Source organism: Candidatus Amarobacter glycogenicus, from assembly GCF_016704105.1.
Lineage (GTDB): Bacteria > Chloroflexota > Dehalococcoidia > Tepidiformales > Tepidiformaceae > Amarobacter > Amarobacter glycogenicus.
Map to the genome: position 1 here is coordinate 519,701 of NZ_JADJAT010000019.1, position 16,874 is coordinate 536,574.

General features: G+C 65.4%; 20 protein-coding genes. 8 read left to right on the top strand and 12 right to left on the bottom strand.

Annotated features, from left to right (window positions below):
* The first annotated feature begins 33 nt into the window (after positions 1–33).
* A complete protein-coding gene (locus tag IPG14_RS13820) occupies positions 34–360 on the top strand; it encodes a DUF805 domain-containing protein (protein WP_343386131.1) in 327 nt (108 codons plus the stop codon).
* 78 nt (positions 361–438) lie between these two features.
* On the opposite strand, the gene IPG14_RS13825 is transcribed toward IPG14_RS13820, so the two are convergent.
* A complete protein-coding gene (locus tag IPG14_RS13825; protein WP_343392195.1) occupies positions 439–1,197 on the bottom strand; it encodes a hypothetical protein in 759 nt (252 codons plus the stop codon).
* A 77-nt stretch (positions 1,198–1,274) separates the two neighbouring features.
* Entirely contained in the window at positions 1,275–2,384 is a 1,110-nt protein-coding gene (gene proB / locus IPG14_RS13830) for a glutamate 5-kinase (protein ID WP_343392196.1), read from the bottom strand.
* A gap of 126 nt (positions 2,385–2,510) precedes the next feature.
* Between proB and IPG14_RS13835 the strand changes: the two genes are divergently transcribed.
* Both IPG14_RS13835 and IPG14_RS13840 read left to right on the top strand, forming a co-directional pair.
* Positions 2,511–3,689, top strand: coding sequence for an acyl-CoA dehydrogenase family protein (locus IPG14_RS13835; protein WP_343392197.1), 1,179 nt, complete (start codon positions 2,511–2,513; stop codon positions 3,687–3,689).
* A 2-nt stretch (positions 3,690–3,691) separates the two neighbouring features.
* Positions 3,692–4,435, top strand: coding sequence for a hypothetical protein (locus IPG14_RS13840; RefSeq protein WP_343392198.1), 744 nt, complete (start codon positions 3,692–3,694; stop codon positions 4,433–4,435).
* Positions 4,436–4,524: 89 nt separating this feature from the next.
* Here the strand turns inward: IPG14_RS13840 and fabF are convergent, their stop codons facing one another.
* From fabF to IPG14_RS13855, 3 genes are read right to left on the bottom strand one after another with little or no spacing between them, the layout of a single operon-like run.
* Complete coding sequence (gene fabF / locus IPG14_RS13845) at positions 4,525–5,784, bottom strand: beta-ketoacyl-ACP synthase II (protein WP_343392199.1); 1,260 nt, start codon at positions 5,782–5,784, stop codon at positions 4,525–4,527.
* Positions 5,785–5,832: 48 nt separating this feature from the next.
* Positions 5,833–6,210, bottom strand: coding sequence for a hypothetical protein (locus IPG14_RS13850; protein ID WP_343386137.1), 378 nt, complete (start codon positions 6,208–6,210; stop codon positions 5,833–5,835).
* Between the two features lie 22 nt (positions 6,211–6,232).
* The gene (locus IPG14_RS13855) at positions 6,233–6,883 is read right to left on the bottom strand and encodes a hypothetical protein (RefSeq protein ID WP_343392200.1); all 651 of its coding nucleotides are present in this window, start codon (positions 6,881–6,883) and stop codon (positions 6,233–6,235) included.
* Between the two features lie 110 nt (positions 6,884–6,993).
* On the opposite strand from IPG14_RS13855, the gene IPG14_RS13860 reads away from it, so the two are divergent.
* Positions 6,994–7,872: a 3-keto-5-aminohexanoate cleavage protein gene (locus tag IPG14_RS13860; RefSeq protein ID WP_343386139.1), complete on the top strand. Its 879-nt coding sequence runs from the start codon at positions 6,994–6,996 to the stop codon at positions 7,870–7,872.
* A 7-nt stretch (positions 7,873–7,879) separates the two neighbouring features.
* On the opposite strand, the gene IPG14_RS13865 is transcribed toward IPG14_RS13860, so the two are convergent.
* Both IPG14_RS13865 and IPG14_RS13870 read right to left on the bottom strand, forming a co-directional pair.
* On the bottom strand, positions 7,880–8,353 hold the full coding sequence (locus IPG14_RS13865) for a pyridoxamine 5'-phosphate oxidase family protein (protein ID WP_343392201.1): 474 nt from the start codon (positions 8,351–8,353) through the stop codon (positions 7,880–7,882).
* Positions 8,350–8,820 carry a pyridoxamine 5'-phosphate oxidase gene (locus tag IPG14_RS13870; RefSeq protein WP_343392202.1) on the bottom strand — a complete coding sequence of 157 codons (471 nt, stop codon included), beginning with the start codon at positions 8,818–8,820 and terminating at the stop codon, positions 8,350–8,352. The genes IPG14_RS13865 and IPG14_RS13870 overlap by 4 nt, the downstream gene beginning before the upstream one ends.
* 178 nt (positions 8,821–8,998) lie before the next feature.
* On the opposite strand from IPG14_RS13870, the gene IPG14_RS13875 reads away from it, so the two are divergent.
* Entirely contained in the window at positions 8,999–9,799 is an 801-nt protein-coding gene (locus tag IPG14_RS13875; protein ID WP_343392203.1) for an SDR family oxidoreductase, read from the top strand.
* An 18-nt stretch (positions 9,800–9,817) separates the two neighbouring features.
* Here IPG14_RS13875 and IPG14_RS13880 read toward each other — a convergent pair whose 3' ends face one another.
* The 5 genes from IPG14_RS13880 to IPG14_RS13900 form a co-directional block, all read right to left on the bottom strand.
* Positions 9,818–11,020, bottom strand: a complete 1,203-nt coding sequence (locus IPG14_RS13880) for a hypothetical protein (RefSeq protein WP_343392204.1) — start codon at positions 11,018–11,020, stop codon at positions 9,818–9,820.
* Between the two features lie 79 nt (positions 11,021–11,099).
* The gene (locus tag IPG14_RS13885; RefSeq protein WP_343392205.1) at positions 11,100–11,567 is read right to left on the bottom strand and encodes a hypothetical protein; all 468 of its coding nucleotides are present in this window, start codon (positions 11,565–11,567) and stop codon (positions 11,100–11,102) included.
* Positions 11,568–11,667: 100 nt separating this feature from the next.
* Positions 11,668–12,228: a hypothetical protein gene (locus tag IPG14_RS13890; RefSeq protein WP_343392206.1), complete on the bottom strand. Its 561-nt coding sequence runs from the start codon at positions 12,226–12,228 to the stop codon at positions 11,668–11,670.
* A 58-nt stretch (positions 12,229–12,286) separates the two neighbouring features.
* Positions 12,287–13,438 (bottom strand): DegT/DnrJ/EryC1/StrS family aminotransferase, encoded by a 1,152-nt coding sequence (locus IPG14_RS13895; RefSeq protein ID WP_343386146.1) that lies wholly within the window; start codon positions 13,436–13,438, stop codon positions 12,287–12,289.
* A 32-nt stretch (positions 13,439–13,470) separates the two neighbouring features.
* The gene (locus IPG14_RS13900; RefSeq protein WP_343392207.1) at positions 13,471–14,487 is read right to left on the bottom strand and encodes a hypothetical protein; all 1,017 of its coding nucleotides are present in this window, start codon (positions 14,485–14,487) and stop codon (positions 13,471–13,473) included.
* Positions 14,488–14,592: 105 nt separating this feature from the next.
* Here IPG14_RS13900 and IPG14_RS13905 point away from each other — a divergent pair, with 105 nt between their 5' ends.
* The 3 genes from IPG14_RS13905 (at position 14,593) to IPG14_RS13915 (ending at position 16,802) form a co-directional block, all read left to right on the top strand.
* The gene (locus IPG14_RS13905; protein ID WP_343387385.1) at positions 14,593–15,210 is read left to right on the top strand and encodes a histidine phosphatase family protein; all 618 of its coding nucleotides are present in this window, start codon (positions 14,593–14,595) and stop codon (positions 15,208–15,210) included.
* A gap of 6 nt (positions 15,211–15,216) precedes the next feature.
* Entirely contained in the window at positions 15,217–16,020 is an 804-nt protein-coding gene (locus tag IPG14_RS13910; protein ID WP_343386149.1) for a rhomboid family intramembrane serine protease, read from the top strand.
* A 125-nt stretch (positions 16,021–16,145) separates the two neighbouring features.
* Positions 16,146–16,802 (top strand): CAP domain-containing protein, encoded by a 657-nt coding sequence (locus tag IPG14_RS13915; RefSeq protein ID WP_343387384.1) that lies wholly within the window; start codon positions 16,146–16,148, stop codon positions 16,800–16,802.
* The last annotated feature ends 72 nt before the right edge of the window (positions 16,803–16,874 follow it).

The following is a 16,874-nucleotide window of genomic DNA, read 5'->3' on the forward strand; positions in this document are numbered from 1 at the left end:
CCGCCTGATCACCGGGGAGAAGGATCACCTGCTATGACATATCAACAGTTATTGTTCTCGTTCGAGGGACGGATCACGCGCCAGATCTTCTGGGCGGCGTGGGGAGTCGGCGTTGCACTCTCGTTCCTCATCGTGTTTGTTCACCCACTGTTCGGCATCCTGAGCCTTGCGCTCATCTGGCCGCAGATCGCCATTGGCTGCAAGCGCTTTCACGACTTCGGGAAGACGGGCTGGCTCCAGCTCATCGGTCTCATCCCGATCGTCGGCGGACTCATCGTCCTCGTCTGGGCCGGAATCACGCCGAGCGACCCCGGGGACAACGCCTACGGGCCGCCTTTCGCGGGGCTGAAGAGCGAGTAAGCACGGCTCCGGTTCGGGGCACAACGAGGCCGTGAGCGCGTTTGGGAGACGCGCCCATGGCCTGCGATTTGCCGTCGCTTAGTCTGCGCGGACCGAGCCGCCAGACGCCTTCCAGGCGTCGATGAGGGCGAGGCCCTCCTGGCGGCCCATCCAGTAGTGCCCCGTGGCGCCGGGATGGATGCGATCTCCCTTCGCCAGGTCCCGCTGCTCCTCCGGCTTCCGGAGGCCGGTGCCGACATAGGGGACGTGAAGTTCGTCGCAGAGCTTTTCGACGTTTCCTTCAACGTAGGCCCGGCGCTTCGCGAAGCGTTCGAACTGCCCCTTCAGCGGGCCCTCGTTGCGGCGCCCGCCGCCGGTACCCTTCACCAGTAACGCGACGTTCTCGCGCGCGACAACCTTCCGGATAGTGGCCTCCATGGTTTCCAGGACGGCATCCGAGTGCCACTGCGTATCCCCACCGATCACGCGGTGGGCGGCGCGGCGTCCCGTCCTGAACCACCATGTGTGTGCGAGCCTCGGACGCTTCGCCGCCCTCAACCCCGCCCGCGCCACGGGCTTGCCCGCCCGGCCGAAGATTCGCTCGATACGCCGCGGAACGGACTCGTAGCCGTACCACACCCATGTCACCTTCAGGAACACCATGTCTGGCCGGTACTCGTCGATCCACTCCGAGACCTTGCGAGGCAGTTCCTCGCCCGGCCAGATCGCCTTGACCACCGTCTCGACTGGCTCGCCGATGGCTTCCTCCAGCACTTTGCCCGCGACGTACCAATTCTTCTGGTCGTCGGGCACAGACGGATCGATGTCGTCGCTGTTGCCGAGCCGAAGGAGTTTCACGGCGCGATTCTGGATCATCGGTCTCGCCAGAAACAGCGCGAGCCTGTGTCCGGCGAGCGTGCGCGCACTCTGACCTGTTAGAACAGCACCATATTGTCGCGGTGAATCACTTCGTCGCCGTAGCTGTAACCGAGCGTCTCGGCGATCCGATCGCTCTTCATCCCGCGGATCTTCGCGAGTTCGTCACTGGCGTAGTTGGTGGTCCCGGCTGCAACCCGGTTTCCTTCGGAGTCGCGGATCTCGACAGCGTCGCCGCGGGCGAACGGGCCGACAACCAGGGCCACTCCCGCAGGCAGGAGGCTTCGGCCCTGCGCCCGAAGGGCGGCCGCCGCCCCGGCATCCACTACGACATGACCTTCGCGGGAGATGTGGGAGATGATCCAGCGTTTGCGGCTCTCGATGCGGTCTCCCGGAGCCGGGAAGTAGGTGCCATGGGCTTCGCCGTGGACGACCGCAACGAGGACATCCGGCTGACGGCCGCTCGCGACGACGACATCCACGCCCGCCTGTGTCGCGATCTGGGCGGCGCGGAGCTTCGTCGCCATGCCGCCGGTGCCGGCCCCGTGTGAGCCGCCGCCGAGCGCCTCGATGGTCCCGTCGATGCGTTCGACACGGTCGAGCAGTTTCGCGCCCGGGTTGAGCCGGGGGTCGCCGTCGTACAGACCTTCCACGTCCGTGAGCATCACGAGGAGGTCGGCATCGATGAGATTGGCCACGTAGGCGGAAAGGCTATCGTTTTCGCCGATGCGGGTGGCGAGCACCTGGTCCAGGGCGACGGCATCGTTTTCGTTCACGATCGGGACTGCGCCGGCTTCGATGAGGTCGCGCAGCGTGTTTCGCGCGTTCAGGTAGCCGAGACGGTCGGTCAGGTCCCGGCGGGTAAGGAGCACCTGGGCAACGACGGTGTCGTGCCAATCGAAGAGTTCGTCCCAGCTTTGCATGAGGTGGCTCTGCCCCACGGAGGCGACAGCCTGGCGGCTCGGAGTATGTCCGGCCTGGAGCCTTCCGCGCAGGCGGTGGCGGCCCGCGGCCTGTGCTCCACTGGAGACGACGACCACCTCGCAGCCCTGGGCACGCAGGCGGACGACCTGCCCGACGAGCTGTGCCATCGCCTCCAGGTTGAGCCGATCGGAGCCGGCCGTGAGCAGGCTTGTGCCGAATTTGGCGACCACCCGCCGGTACTTCATGCGTTAAGTAGAAAGAGGAAAGTCGAAACGGGAAAGTCGGCCTCCTCCTGGGGAGTGAGGCTGCCCGATAGCCGCGCCGGAATTGGGCGGATGTGGTTCAATCATCCGGCACCCTGGAGGCTGGCCATGGAGTTCAAATTCCCCGCCGAGACTGAACAGTGGCGCAGCGAACTGCGCGCGTTCCTGAAGCAGGAGATCCCTCCCGGGTTCGAAGGCGACGACGACTTTTTCGATAACGAAGACCAGATGGCGTTCGCCCGCCAGTTCACGAAGAAACTCGGCGCCAGGGGCTGGTTCGCGCCCGCCTGGCCGGAGAAGTACGGCGGGCTGGGGAAGTCCCAGATTGAACAAATGATCCTGAACGAAGAGCTCGCCTATCACCGCGCACCCTCCGGTGGGCGGCTCTTCACGATCGGTATCACCGGGCCGACGATGCTTGTCCACGCCAACGACGAGCAGAAGGGGCGCTATCTGCCGGGGATGGCGGCCGGCGACACCTGGTACTGCCAGGGCTTCAGCGAGCCCGGGTCCGGCTCGGACCTCGCGAGCATGGAGACCAAGGCGGTCCGCGACGGCGACGACTACGTCATCAACGGACAGAAGATCTGGACGTCGAACGGCCACGTTGCCGACAAGATGCTGCTCCTGGCCCGGACGAACCAGGAGGTCCCGAAACACAAGGGCATCAGCGCTTTCATCCTGGACATGAAGACACCGGGCATTTCGGTCCAGGGGATCCCGAACATCGCCTACCGGCACGACTTCAACCAGGTGTTCTTCGAAGACGTTCGCGTGCCTGCCAAGGACCTCATGGGCGGTCTCGACAACGGCTGGTATGTGGCGACGACGACACTGGACTTCGAGCGCTCGAACATTGCGGCGATCAGCGGGGCACGCCGGACCATCCACGACCTGATCCGCTGGGCGAAGGAGACGCATGCGGGTGGGCGTCCGTGGGACAAGGACAGCGTGCGGACGAAGCTCGCCGACCTGGCCGTGGAGGTGGAGGTTGGGCGTCTATGCGCCTACCGGACGGCCTGGCTGCAAGCCAAAGGCGATGTGCCGAACTACGAGGCGAGCATCGGAAAGGTCTGGATGGCGCTCCTCGGCATCAAAGTGGGGAACGCCGGCGTGAACCTGATGGGCGCCTACGGTCAGCTCCAGCCGGGGAGCAAGTGGGCGCAACTCCATGGCCGCGTGCTGACCGGCTACCTGCTTTCGATGTCCGGCCCGATTGGCGGCGGGACGAGCGAGATCCAGCGGAACATCATTGCCCAGCGCGGGCTTGGGCTTCCCCGGGGGTAGAGATGCTGGTGCTCCGAATCGGGACGAGCAACGACGTCGCCGGCGGCTTGCCAGAGGAGCAGCGAGCCTGGCACATCGCTTCCCGGATGCTCGGGGAGGCGTCGGGCGAGCCCGTCGAAACGATCCTCAAGCGAGCATGGCCGACCGCGGAGATCCCGGAACACGTTGGGCGCTGGATGGACGAATACCATCCGGATGTCGTCGTGCTGCAGGTCAGCAACTTCTGGTACGGGCACGAGTCCGTGCCGTTGTGGCTGGAGCGGAAGTTCGGACGCGCCGGCAGCTATCTTGCGGATGCGGGACTCAAGCTTGGGAAGCATCGATGGTTCGCGGACAACCGGCTGGCGATCACGACGAGCCGCGCTCTGGTTCGCGTGCTGCCTTCGGCAACCCACTTCACCGTGGAGCAAGTCGCGGTTGCCATGGAAGCGACGATGCAGAAGGTTCTCTCCCGCGAAGGCCCGCTCCTTGTCGTCCGCGGAAACGACCACTGGGCGAAGCTCCCGTTGTCGACCAGGCGCTCGAATAATCGGAACATCGCGCGGAACGCCGCCATGTCCCGGACGATGCGCGTGATCTGCGAACGCCACCACACACCCTACGTGGAGCGCCCGGTCGTTTCGGAGGCCGAGATGCGGTCGATGCTGAACGGGGCGCGCTGGCACAACAGCACTGCGGGCGAGCGGATTTCGGGGGAGGTCGACGGTCGCGCGATGGTGGCGGCCTGGAACGCGGCACGAGGGTAGGTGATCCACCGATTCGGCGCGCAGCCCGCGGGACGTTCCGAGTATGCGCGGCACGCGAGGCATAACTGCCTCGCCTCGATGGTGGGGACCTACTTCTCGTACTTCACGATGACGAGGCAGCTGTTCTGGCCGCCAAAGCCAAAACTGTTCTTGAGCGCGACCTTCACGTCGGCTCGGCGGGCGACGTTGGGGACGTAGTCGAGGTCGCAGGACGGATCCGGGGTGTGGAGGTTGATGGTGGGGTGAATTATGCCGGTCTCGATGGTCTTCACCGTCGCGACCGTTTCCATGCCTCCACTGGCGCCGAGACCGTGGCCAATGAGCGACTTGGTCGCGCTGATCGCCACTTTGTAGGCATGCTCGCCGAGCGCACGCTTGACGGCGTTGGTCTCTGCGGTGTCGCCCAGGGGGGTGCTTGTGGCGTGGGCGTTCACGTAGTCGACCTGTTCCGCGGTAATGCCGGCGTCCTTCATGGCGAGGGCCATCGCTCGGCCGGCGCCTTCTCCGTCTTCCGGGGGGGCCGCGACGTGGTAGGCGTCGTTCGTGCACCCGAATCCGGCGACCTCGGCATAGATCCGGGCGCCCCGGGCAAGCGCGTGCTCTTCACTTTCGAGGAGCAAGGCGCCTGCGCCCTCGCAGGGCACGAACCCGTCGCGAGTGAGGTCGAAGGGACGGCTGGCGGCGCCGGGGGGTTCGTTGTTGCTGGTAAGGGCGCGCATGACCGAGAAGCCGGCCAGGCCAAGTTCGCTGATGCCGGCTTCGCAACCACCGGTGAGGACGATCTCGGCGCGGCCGCTGCGGATGATCATCGACGCTTCGCCGATGCCCTGGGTGCCCGCCGCGCAAGCGGTGACGATCGTGCCGTTGTAGCCGCGCAGGTTGTACTGCAGCGCAACCTGCGCCGCGGCCATGTTGCCGAGGCTCTTCGCCAGGTACAGGGGGTCGAGTTTCATCCCGCCGCGGTTGAAGAGCGTTTCGGCGCCTTCCTGGATGTCGGGGTAGCCGCCGCCGCCGTTGCCGATGAGGACGCCAACGCGGTCGCGGTCCTCCTTGTCGAAGTCGATGCCCGCGTCTTCGAAAGCCTGTCCGGCGGCGGCGACCATGAACTGGGAGAAGCGGGCCATGCGCCGAGCAGCCTTGTGCTCGATGAACTTTTTCGGTTCCCATGCTTTGACCTCGCCCGCGACCTTGCAGGCGAAGTCGACCGGGTCGATGAGTTGCATGTAGTCGATGCCGGAACGGCCGTTGACCAGGTTGTCCCAGAATTCAGCGACGGTCTGACCGGCCGGGGTGATAGCACCGAGACCGGTGACGACAACACGCGTCCGCGCGCGAAGCGTTTCGTTCATGAGGGGTAGCGTAGCCCGAACGGGCAGACGGGAACAGTGAACCCGGCACTACGTCGAAGCCGAGGTGTCGCGGCGGCCATCCGACGCAACGCCAAGGAAGAGCGCGACGCCGAGAGGGACCAGGGGGACGAGCGCCAGGGCCCATGCGTCCACGCGTGCGAACGCCCACACCATCCCGGCGATGTCGAACGCCAGGAGGATGACGGCGGGCTTCTTGGAGGGGAGGAAGAACAGCACCGCGATGAGGACGGCGCCGAGCCCAAACAGGATGGCGAGCACGCCGCTCACCCCGGCGGAGTTGCCGTTCGTGCCATAGACAGCCTCGAGCGCACCGCCGACAAGTGCGAGCAACAGCCCGAGCACAAGGGCTATGGCCCCTCCGACGATGGTCAGGACTCCCGCGCCGAGGCGCGCACCTGGCGACATGCCCGGATTGTACCGCACGCCCCTACCGGGCGAAGTCGATCACCAGCCGCGGCGGGTTTGCCAGGGTGCTGACTGTGAATGGTTTCATCCCGCTTACGGCGACGGCGTAGGTGACCACGCCTTCAAAATCGCAAGTACCGAAGACGTTCTTGAGCGAGGAGAGCGCCGGCCGAAGCGTGCGCACGGCGGTCAACTGCCCCGCTTCGTTGTGGGCGGACGCCGGGCGCATCGTGATGAGCAGCAGGCCCGCCGGGACTGTGCCTTCGCCAACGAACGCCGTCACATCCTGGCCGCTGCCGCAGGCCACCGCTTTCGTTTCGTAGCTCACCCTGTAGCCCGGCAGCTGGGCGCCGGCGACCTCGAAGACCAGGCGGTCGTAGCCTTCGTGTGCCGCGGCCCGAACTTCGACGAGGGAGGCTTGCTGGAGGCCGGCAGGCGGGGCGACTTCGACCGCCGTCGTGCTCCCCTGGAAGGCCCCGGGGGCCGTAGGCGAGGCCGGCGCAGGAGTGCCAGAAGGTGCGGTGACGGTCGGGGCAGCGGTCTGGGAAGCCGCGGAAGTGGCGGCCGGAGCCGTGGCGGTCGCCGAAGCGGTGTTGTCGTCATCGTCGCCACAGGCTGATAGCAGGAGCGCCGGGACAAAGGCGGCGAGGGGAAGGAAGTTCTTGATGCGCATGCCTCTAGGATGGACTAACCCACCGTCCAGGTGACGAAACAGAAAGAAATACGACTTCTTTCGCGCCGGCAGTCGTCACGGCGCCGGGGATTCTGCTTAACTACGGCGCCATGAGTGCTGCCGTCATCATCGAAGCCGCCATCAATGGGGGGACGCCGAAGGCCCGCAATCCAAACGTCCCCCGGACACCCGCCGAGGTCGCCGAAGACGGACTGCGCTGTTTCGCCGCGGGCGCCGCTATCGTCCACAACCACAACGATGAGCCGGTTGTCGGCGGGGCGAGCGGCGTCCACCGGCCCGAGCCGTACATCGAGGCGTGGAGGGCCATCCTCCGGGAGAAGCCGGATGCACTGCTCTACCCAACCATGGCCAGTGGCGGCCCCCACACGACGATCGAGGAGCGGTATGCACACATCCCGGCGCTCGCGCGGGCCGCGGTTTGCCGCATCGGACTCGTCGATCCCGGATCGGTGAACGTCGGCCCGATGGACGCGGCGGGGCTTCCGGCGGGGGCAGGCACGTACCTCAACACCTTCTCCGATGCGAACCACATGTTCGAAACCTGCGCCGAACTCGGTCTCGCCCCGAGCGTCTCCATCTTCGAACCGGGCTTCCTGCGAGTGGCGCTCGCCTACGAGCGCGCCGGGCGCATGCCGGAAGGAGCACTCATCAAGCTCTATTTTGGAGCGTACAACTGGGGACTACCGCCGACCCGGCCCTCGCTCGACGCCTACGTCGCCATGCTGGAAGGCACCCACCTCCCGTGGTCCGTGGCGGTCCTCGGCGGGGACCTGCTCGCCACGCCGCTGGCGGAGTACGCCCTCGAACTCGGTGGCCACCTGCGCGTCGGCCTGGAAGACTACGGCGGGCCGATGCAGCCCTCGAACGTCGAGCTGATCGAACGGGCGGTGGCGCTGTGCCAGCGGAAGGGCCGGACTGTGGCGACGGCAGCCGAGGCAGCCGTCCTTCTCGCCATGCCGGGAGCATGATGGGATCTCAGCCGGAGAGGTCGCCCGGCCACTTCAGGTAGTGCGGCCAGGCATCCCTGGTGCCCCAGTTGGCCCAACGTGTGTGCAGCACGCGATCCACTCCGAGCTCGAATAACGCCTCAAAGTCGTGGGCACCGAGCTGCTGGTCACAGGCGGCGCGCACCATCTCGCGGGTCTCGCTCACGGCCACCTGGCGGGCTGGTCCGGTGATGTAGAACTCTTCGGCGTCGCCGATCGACGGTGAGGAATGGAGGGCGTACCTTCCGTCGCGCAGGAGATCCTGGTACTTCCACGACATCGTTACCACGAAGACGTACAGGTTGCCGGCTGCGACCACGGGCATCACGGGGTGGACGCGGGGGCCACCGTCGTTGCGGACCGTCGCCAGGTAGGCGGTGGTGGCGCCATCTCCCCGCAAGAGGCGCAGGCACGCATCCGCGAGCTCAGGCGCCTGTTCAGCCACTTCGCCCCAACTGGTCATCGTCGCCTCCACGACAGGTACCTCGGCGGCCAGAGCGGCAGCCCGCTGTCCCGAGGGTTGTACACCGAAAGCAGTGCTCGTTCGATCGAGAATTCGAACGTCCACTCATCCTCACCGGAGGTTGCTCCCGCTTCGTCGTAGGCTTTCTTCACGGCGATGACTTCGGCGGGGTCAGTCACTCGCTTCGCGATCCCGGCGAGCATGAACTCGTCGTCCCGGTCTTCAAGCGGGAACGAGTGGATGGCATAGCGGCCGTTGGCGGTGAGGTCACGGCGCTTCGGTGAGTTATTGATGAGCCCGTAGATGCCGCCCCCGGTGATGACGGGGCAGAACGGGTGGATGCGCAGGCCGTCATCGGCGCGCACGGTGGCGAGGTAGGCCAGACCCGGCCCGTGCTGGTAGATGATCTTCCGGCCGCCTCCTGCAATCTCCGGTGCGGCCGCTTCGAGGTCTGCCCATCGTGCCATTCTCTGCAATCCTCCGGACACGCGGATGTTCTGCGAAATTCGCGACACGGCGTGTCGCGACGCCAGTGGATTGTCGCGGTTCCGGGGCGTTCTTCACGACACTGATACCACTTCATGACAACGGTGGCGGTGACCGGCCAGTAACAGGACTTCGCTGGGCCGACGTAGAATCCCGCGCATGGACCTCCAACTCGCGAACAAGACCGCCATCGTGACCGGCGGCAGCAAGGGCATTGGCAAGGCCATCGCCAGGGTGCTCGCCAATGAAGGCGTACATCTCGCCATCCTCGCCCGCAACCCCGAGACACTGGCTGCAGCGGCAACTGAGATCGCCGCGGCGAGCGGCCGGCGGGTGATCGCCATCCCGGCCGATACGGGCAACACACCATCGGTCGACGCGGCGGTTGCCCGGGCGGCGGCGGAACTCGGGCGGATCGACATCCTCGTGAACTGCGCGGCTCAACCGGGCGGCGCCCCTGCGCGCCCGGGCATCGAGCACCTGCCGGACGAGAACTTCCTCGAACAGATGAACGTCAAAGTGCTCGGCTACACCCGATGTGCCCGGGCAGTGGTCCCGCACATGAAGGCGAACGGGTGGGGCCGGATCATCAATATCAGCGGTCTCGCCGCTCGCCAGACGGGCAATCCGATCGGCTCAATGCGGAACGTCGCCGTCCAGGCGCTCACCAAGAACCTTGCCGACGAGCTCGGCCCGTTCGGGATCAATGTCACCTGCGTCCATCCAGGGCTGACGTGGACGGAGTTCATGGAAGAAACCATGACGCGCCAGGCCGCCAGCCGTGGGGAGACATTGGAGCACGCGCGGGAGCGGATGGCCCAGGGAAACGCTGTCCACCGGATCATCGAAGCGGAAGACATCGCCAACATCACGGCGTTCCTGGCGTCTCCGCTTTCGGTTGCCATCACCGGCGAATCGATCGCGGCCGGAGGCGGCGCCCCGCGCGCGATCTACTACTAAGGCCCGGGGGGCGTGCCCTTAGAACCCGGAGCACTCCGGGCGGCTGCTGAAGATCGACTCGATCTGGGGGGCGTTGAAGTCGTCGAGCTTATCAAAGCCCGCGCTTGCTTCGTCAAATGCATCGGCGATGCCCGCCGAGAGGCGTTCGACATCGGCCAGCGTCTGTGACGGGTTCGTTGTGCTGATCTTGTTGGCATCGGCGACAAGCGTGTCGAACACCTTCACGAGTTCAGTCGAGACATCGACGAAAACCTTGTGGATCTTCGCGCCATCGGTGACGTCTGGGGCCTTCAGCGCCGACACCTCCTTCTGGAGGTTCTTGGTTTCGGTTTGCCCTGTCTTCAGGAAGTCGACGAGCAGCCGTTTAATCGAAGCACCGTCGCCTGTGGACTTGTCGAGGGCCGTTTGGAACTCACCGTTCGCCTTGTCGATGTCGTTCACCCAGCCGGTGAATGAGACACAGATCCCGCTCACCCATTTTTCGTTGGTGGTGGTGGCCGGGGCGACGGTCTTCGTCGCGGCGGGGGTCTTGCTGGTGGTAGTGGCGGTGCGGCCGGCCTGGGTCGACTTCGTGGGCGTCGGTGTCGCAGTGTTGCTGGTGCTGTCGGCGGAGTCGTCGTCGAAGATGGCTTCGGAGCATGCCTCGTCGTCGTCTATCTCGTCGATCAGGTCCTGGACGTCGTCGCTGTCCTCTGCGAGGTCATCCAGCTTCTCGCGGAAGTCCGGGGTATCGAACTCGTCCGCGACTTTGAGGAACTCCTCGAGGAAGTCGTCGTCGTCGTCGATGGCCTTGATGGCCTTTTCGATGTCCTTGGTGAGCTTGTCGTTCTCGTCGAACTGCTCCTTGAAAGCAGCGATCACCTTGTCGCCGTCTTCGATGTCCGGCTGGCCGATCTTGCCGAACGCACTGCGGAAGTCGCTCTGCGCTTCCTTCTGGTCCTTCAGGCTTTCGGCGAACGCTTCTTTCGCCTTCTTGGTGTCTTCGAAGTCTGCCTCGAGGAAGCCCTCACCGGCCTTGTCGCTTGCCTCCTGGTAGTCGGCTGCTGCATCACAGAGGTCAGCCACCCAGTCGTCGAGGGCGACCTTCTTGTCGCCTCCGCCGCAGGCGAAGAGCAGCGAGCCAAGCGGCAGCAGAGCAACGAGGAGCGTAAGGCGACTGAACTGTCCGGGACGCATCAAGGCGAGGACCTCCGAAGGTGTGGCGTCATTCTGGGGGCGCATCGAGTACCGAGACAGTGCGGGGATTCACGGAGTTCGGGGCGGTGAACCCCTCGGTGAGGCCCATCTACGCCGTGGCGCCTCACTCGTCGAAGAGGAAATCCGAACAGCCTTCGTCGTACAACAAGTCGATGATGTCTTCGGCATCGCGGCTGTCCGTGTCGTCGATCAACTCGGAGAGATCGGTGAACTCGACATCCCAGACGACTGCGTCAACTGCCTCGGTCAGGTCATCGCCGGTCTGCTTGAGCGCCTTCACTTCACGCGAGACGCGTTCGAAGGCACGCTGTTCCTTCTTTACGTAGTCCTGGACGGCGGCGGCTATCTCTTCGCCACCTTCGACGTCCGGCTCCCCGGCGTCCTCGGCATCGCGGGCGAAGCGGTCAAGGGCCTTGCCGTAGTCCCGCGTGTACTTGATGACGGCATCGCGGTAGAGGTCTCCGTCTTCCTCGTAGTAGGTAGGCCTCCTCGAGGTCTGCCATGCCGGCGTTTTCGACCTCGTTAAGGTCGTCGACGGCGTCGCAGATGTCTGCGACCCAGTCGTCGGCATCCACCTTTTCGACGTCCTCGCCGCCGCCGCAGGCGGACGCTGTGAGGATGACGACGGCCACGATCGACACGGACAGGCGGCGCAGCATGGGAGCTACCTCTCAGGAGCTGAAGAGCACGGACGCGCAGTCCTCATCCTCATCGATCAGGTCGATGAGGTCGTCTACATCGTTCTCGTCGATGTCTTCGAGGCGATCCCGGAGGTCGTGCTCTTCGACATCCTGGAGGATATCGAAGAGCTGATCGGCGAAGTCGTCATCGTCCTCGTCCAGCTTGTCGACGTCGGCCTTGAAGTCCTTGAGGGCTTTCTTTTCGTCCTTGGCGTGGTCGCGGATCGCGGCGATGACCTTGTCGCCACCGTCGATATCCGGCTGGCCGACATCCTCGATGTCTTCGACGAAGACATCGATCGCCTTGGTCATGTCTTTCACGAGGTCGTCAATGGCATCCTTGAGTTCGCCGGCATCATCTTCGTCGGCTTCCGCGAGGGGCTGGATGGCATCGGACGAGGCTTCATCGAAGTCGATAGCCTTATCGCAGACGTCCGCCACCCAGTCTTCGGCGTCAACCTTTTCGAGGCTGCCCCCGCCTCCGCAGGCGAAGCCCAGGGCAGAGACAGCGGCAATCGCGACGAACGCGCCGGAACGGACGGTAAAGAGCACGGTGATTCCCCACGGAGCCCTTCGTTCGGGAAAGGCCAGCGGGATTATGCCACAGCATCTATGTGCCGTGGAGGGTTTCCCGCAGGGCCTGGCACACTTCGTCTACTTCGGCGTTGGTGAGCCCGGGATACATCGGCAACGTCACTTCGCCCGCGAAGAATCGCTCGGCAACCGGGAAGTCGCCCTCCTGCCAACGGCCGAGCTTCTTGTAGGCCGTGTGGTAGTGGAGGGGAATGAAGTGGACGGATGTTCCGATGCCCCGCTCCGTCAGGCCAGCAATAACGTCGTCACGCGAGGCTTGCGCGCCATCGCGGACGCGGATCATGAAGATGTGCCAGGGGTGACGGTTCTCTTCGCTGAACGAAGGGAGGAGGATATCCGGCTCATCGCGCAGGTTGGCGATGTAGCGCTGGGCGACGCGCGTCCGGTCTTCGATGAACTGTTCCAGCCGCGCGAGCTGGCTGCGTCCAAGGGCCGCAGCGATGTCGGTGAGGTTGTCCTTGAAGCCGAACTCCTCGATGTCGTACCGCCAGGTCCCGCCGGCTCCGTAGCGGTTGTACGCATCCTTCGACATTCCGTGTAGCGTCAGCTTGCGGACCCGTGTTGAGAGTCCTTCGTCGGCAGTCGCGAGGGCGCCGCCTTCGCCTGTGGTCATCGTCTTGTTCGCGTAGAAGCTGAAGGCGGCGGCATCGCCAAGGCTGCCGCAGGGCCGCCCGCGGTAGATCGTCCCGATCGCGTGGGCCGCATCTTCGAGCACTTTCAGGCCGTGCCGCCGGGCGATATCCATGATCGCGTCCATGTCGCACGGCTCACCGGAGATGTGGACCGGGAGGATCACTTTCGTGTTCGGGGTAATTGCCTGCTCTATGAGTTCCGGGTCGATGTTGGCGTCGGACTCGCGCACATCGACGAGCACGGGGCTGGCACCGGTGTGGACGATGACGTTGGCGGTCGCGGTGAACGTGTAGGGCGTCGTGATGACTTCGTCGCCGGGGCCCAGGTCCCAGGCTGCGAGACAGAGGTGCATGGCAGCGGTCGCCGAGTTCACCGCGTTGACGTAGGGGGCGCCGGTGTAAGCCGCGAGCTCCGCTTCGAGCGCTTTCACCTGGCTGGCGGTAGTCAGCCAGCCGCTGCGCAGCACACGCTCGACAGCGGCGATGTCGGCTTCATCGAGTTCGACCTTGACGAAAGGGATCCGTTGTTCAACCACGCGGAAAGCGTAAACCGAGGGACGGCCACGGGTCACTCCGGCCGGGCGAGGGGGGCAAGCGGGAGGCCTTCGGCCCGGGGGACCGGGAAGAACGTGTGGTGGTGCGCACCGGTCACTTCATAGGCGGCGGCGCCCTCACGTCCATCGCCGGTGCGGACGCGCATGTTCACCTGGCCGCCGCCGAGCTGGCCGTAACGCGCATGCCAGCGGCCCGTGCCTTCCACGCGCAGGACCCGGCCATCGGCGAGCGAAGCCGAAACGACGCCTTCCAGGCCGGCGACATCCTCGCCGTCCTTGCCGTAGTCCACGCGCCGGCCGCCGCCGTCGATCCAGTAGAGGTCATGCTCAAAGTTCAGCACCTGGACCGGATCGCTCATGTCGGCAGGGGCCCAGTATCCGTCGGTGTAGATGTGGCGGCCGTCGGCGTATTCCCAGTGCCAAACGCCAAGCATCCCATCGGGCAGCTGGATCGCCAGCCACATCCACATGGGGCAGCGATGGTGATCGCGGACTCCCCACGAGTGGTCTCGCTGGCCCCACCAGTCCCGCACCTCGAAGGTCTTCCCCTCATGGGTGTAGGTCCCGTTGTACCAGCCGGACTGGAGCATGTGGCTCTGGTCCCAGAAGGTCTCGGCCCCGGCCTTCAACGTCCCGCGCCGGAGGACGCACTCCTGCGTGCGGGCGGTGAACGTGATGTCCATACCGATGGGCGAGGCCGCCGGGTCGACGAAGAGGCGCACGCGCCGGTAGGGCTCGAGGATTTCGACTCGCATCGGCCCTACGGCCATGGTGTGCGGGTCGCCGGCGTAGGGCCGAGTGTGGCGGGCGAACACCGTCTGTCCGGCGATCCTTCCGAACTGGAGTGACTCCATTTCCTGCCGCACCGGGTAGTGGGCGAGCGTCAGGACGAGCGCGTCGCCATCACCGGCGCGGGGGTGGAGGACAAAGAAGAGGCTTTCCCGCCAATGCTCGCTGGGGGCGAGGACGGCCGGCAGCGGCTCGGGGATCTGGTGGTAGAAGTACTCGTCGGCGGGCGTAAGCCTGGACATCAGTCTCTCTCGCGGGAATCAGTGGGTGGCCCATATTCCTCCCGCGGCGCCCGGAGTGCAAAAGAGAACGGGAACAACCCGGAAGGCTCCGGTAGGATGTCCCACATGAAGGTGACGCGGCTGTTCCTTACCCGCCACGGCCAGACGGTGACGAACACCGAGGGACGCTTCTGCGGACACTCGGAAACCGACCTGACAGCGAAGGGCGAAGACCAGGCGCGCGCGCTGGGGAAGCGCCTGGCGAAGGAGAAGTTCGAGGCGATCTACACCAGCGACTTCTCGCGGGCGATCAAGACAGCGGCTTTCATCGCCGGAAACCGGGAACTGACGCCTCGCGCGGAACCCGCGCTGCGTGAACTGCACTACGGCGAATGGGAACTGGAGAAGGGCGGCGATGTGGCACGCAAGTGGCGCACCCAGTACCGGTTGATGCGGCACGAAGACCCCGCTTGGAGGCCCCCGGGGGGCGAGACAGTCGCCGAGGTGCGGGCGCGCACGCGGCAGGCCTTCGACCACATTGTCGAGGCCCATACGGGCAAGCGGGTGCTGGTCGTCTCGCACGGCACCGCCCTCAACTGCCTCATCTCGACGCTCCTCGAGATGCCGGAGACGCACGTTTTCCGGATCGACATCGCCAACTGTGGCCTTACCGAAGTCGAAGTGCGGGAAGGCCGCCCCTATGTGGTCCGCCTGAACGACACTGCCCACCTGGCCGGGATCTGACCACCGGTGATACCGATCGGGGATAGCAACCGGAGGTACACCACACCCTGGGTTACCTACGCACTGATCGTCCTCAACTTCGTTGCCTTCCTCTACACGGTCAGCCTGCCATCGACCCCTGAGGTCGTCGGACAGAACCGGCGCGGCGAGGACCTGGTCGAGGTGCATACCGACCTGCCGGATTGCTACGGGCTGGAGACGGTCGACACCGAGGCTGACCGCTTCCTCTGCAGGTGGGCATTTCAGCCGGCCGAGTTCTTCGACAGCGTGACGGGGGCGACACCGGCCACCGGCAGCGAACGGTGGTTCGCGGTTGCCGCCATAGTCACCGCCATCTTCCTGCACGGAGGGTGGCTCCACATCCTCGGGAACATGCTGTTTCTCTGGGTATTCGGCGACAACATCGAGGACCGGCTGGGGCATGCCACCTACCTGCTCTTCTTCCTGATGGCGGGGGTGGTGGCCTCGTTCATCCAGGGCGCGCTCGCCCCGGACAGCGTCGTCCCGGTGCTCGGCGCCAGCGGAGCCGTGGCAGGCGTCCTGGGGGCCTACCTGGTCTGGTTCCCCGGAGCGACCGTCCGGGTGGTCATCCCAATCTTCGTCCTGATCTTCATTCCCATCCCGATCCCGGCCTGGATCATGATCGGCCTGTGGTTCGCACAGAACCTCCTTTCGGGATACGCGACCGTCGCTTCCACGGCGGCGGAGGCGGAACAAGGAGTCGCCTGGTTCGCCCACATCGGCGGGTTCCTCTTCGGCATGGCGGCGGCATGGCTCGTCGGCCGGCGGCCCCGCCGGGGCTATCGGTAAGGCTGCAGTCACCGGGCGGTAACTTCTCCGTAAATCCTCCTCTGAAGCCCCGCGGCGCGGTTCCGGTAACGAAGACGCGACAGTAGCGTGACGGGGATGCCCCCATTCGAGGCATCCGGAGAACTATGTATCGACGATTCGTGCTGGCCGGACTGGGGACGTTCGCACTGGCAGCCACGCTGGCCCTGGGTGTCAACGCATCCCGGTGGGAGACTGCGGCAGCACTGACGAACTGCACGACGACGACCGCAGGGCTCGACGGCGAGGAAACCACCGTCATCCAGCTGATCAACCAGGAACGAGCAAACGCCGGCCTCCAGGCCCTCCTTGTCGCGCCGAGCCTCGCGCGCGCCGCAGCGTGGAAATCAGCGGACCCCAGCAACACCGGCAGTGGCGGTATTCCTTTCAGCCACACCGATTCGCTCGGGCGCGGACCATCCCAACGCGCCGCCGATTGCGGCTATCCGGGACAGGCCGCGGAGAACATCGCTTACGGCTACTCTGCGAGTGGAGTCGTCGTCGCCTGGATGAACTCCGCCGGACACCGGGCGAACATCCTCAGCCCCTACTACACGGTCATCGGAGCCGGGCACACGGGTTCGTCCTGGGTTGTCGATTTCGGCATCGTGGTCGAGCCGGGCTCCTATTCGCTCGGCGGCGTCCAGAGCGCTACCGCGACTCCGACAATGGCTAGCCCGACGGCGACGCCGATCCCACAGAAGACGCTGCCGACGAACTACCTGATCCCGCGCGCGATGATGCAGATGATCGCGTCTGAGTGACGCCGTCATCTCTTCGCCTCTGAACCTGCGACTTTCCGTAACGAGCGCCGCGGGGTACGTTGGCTGGCGGTG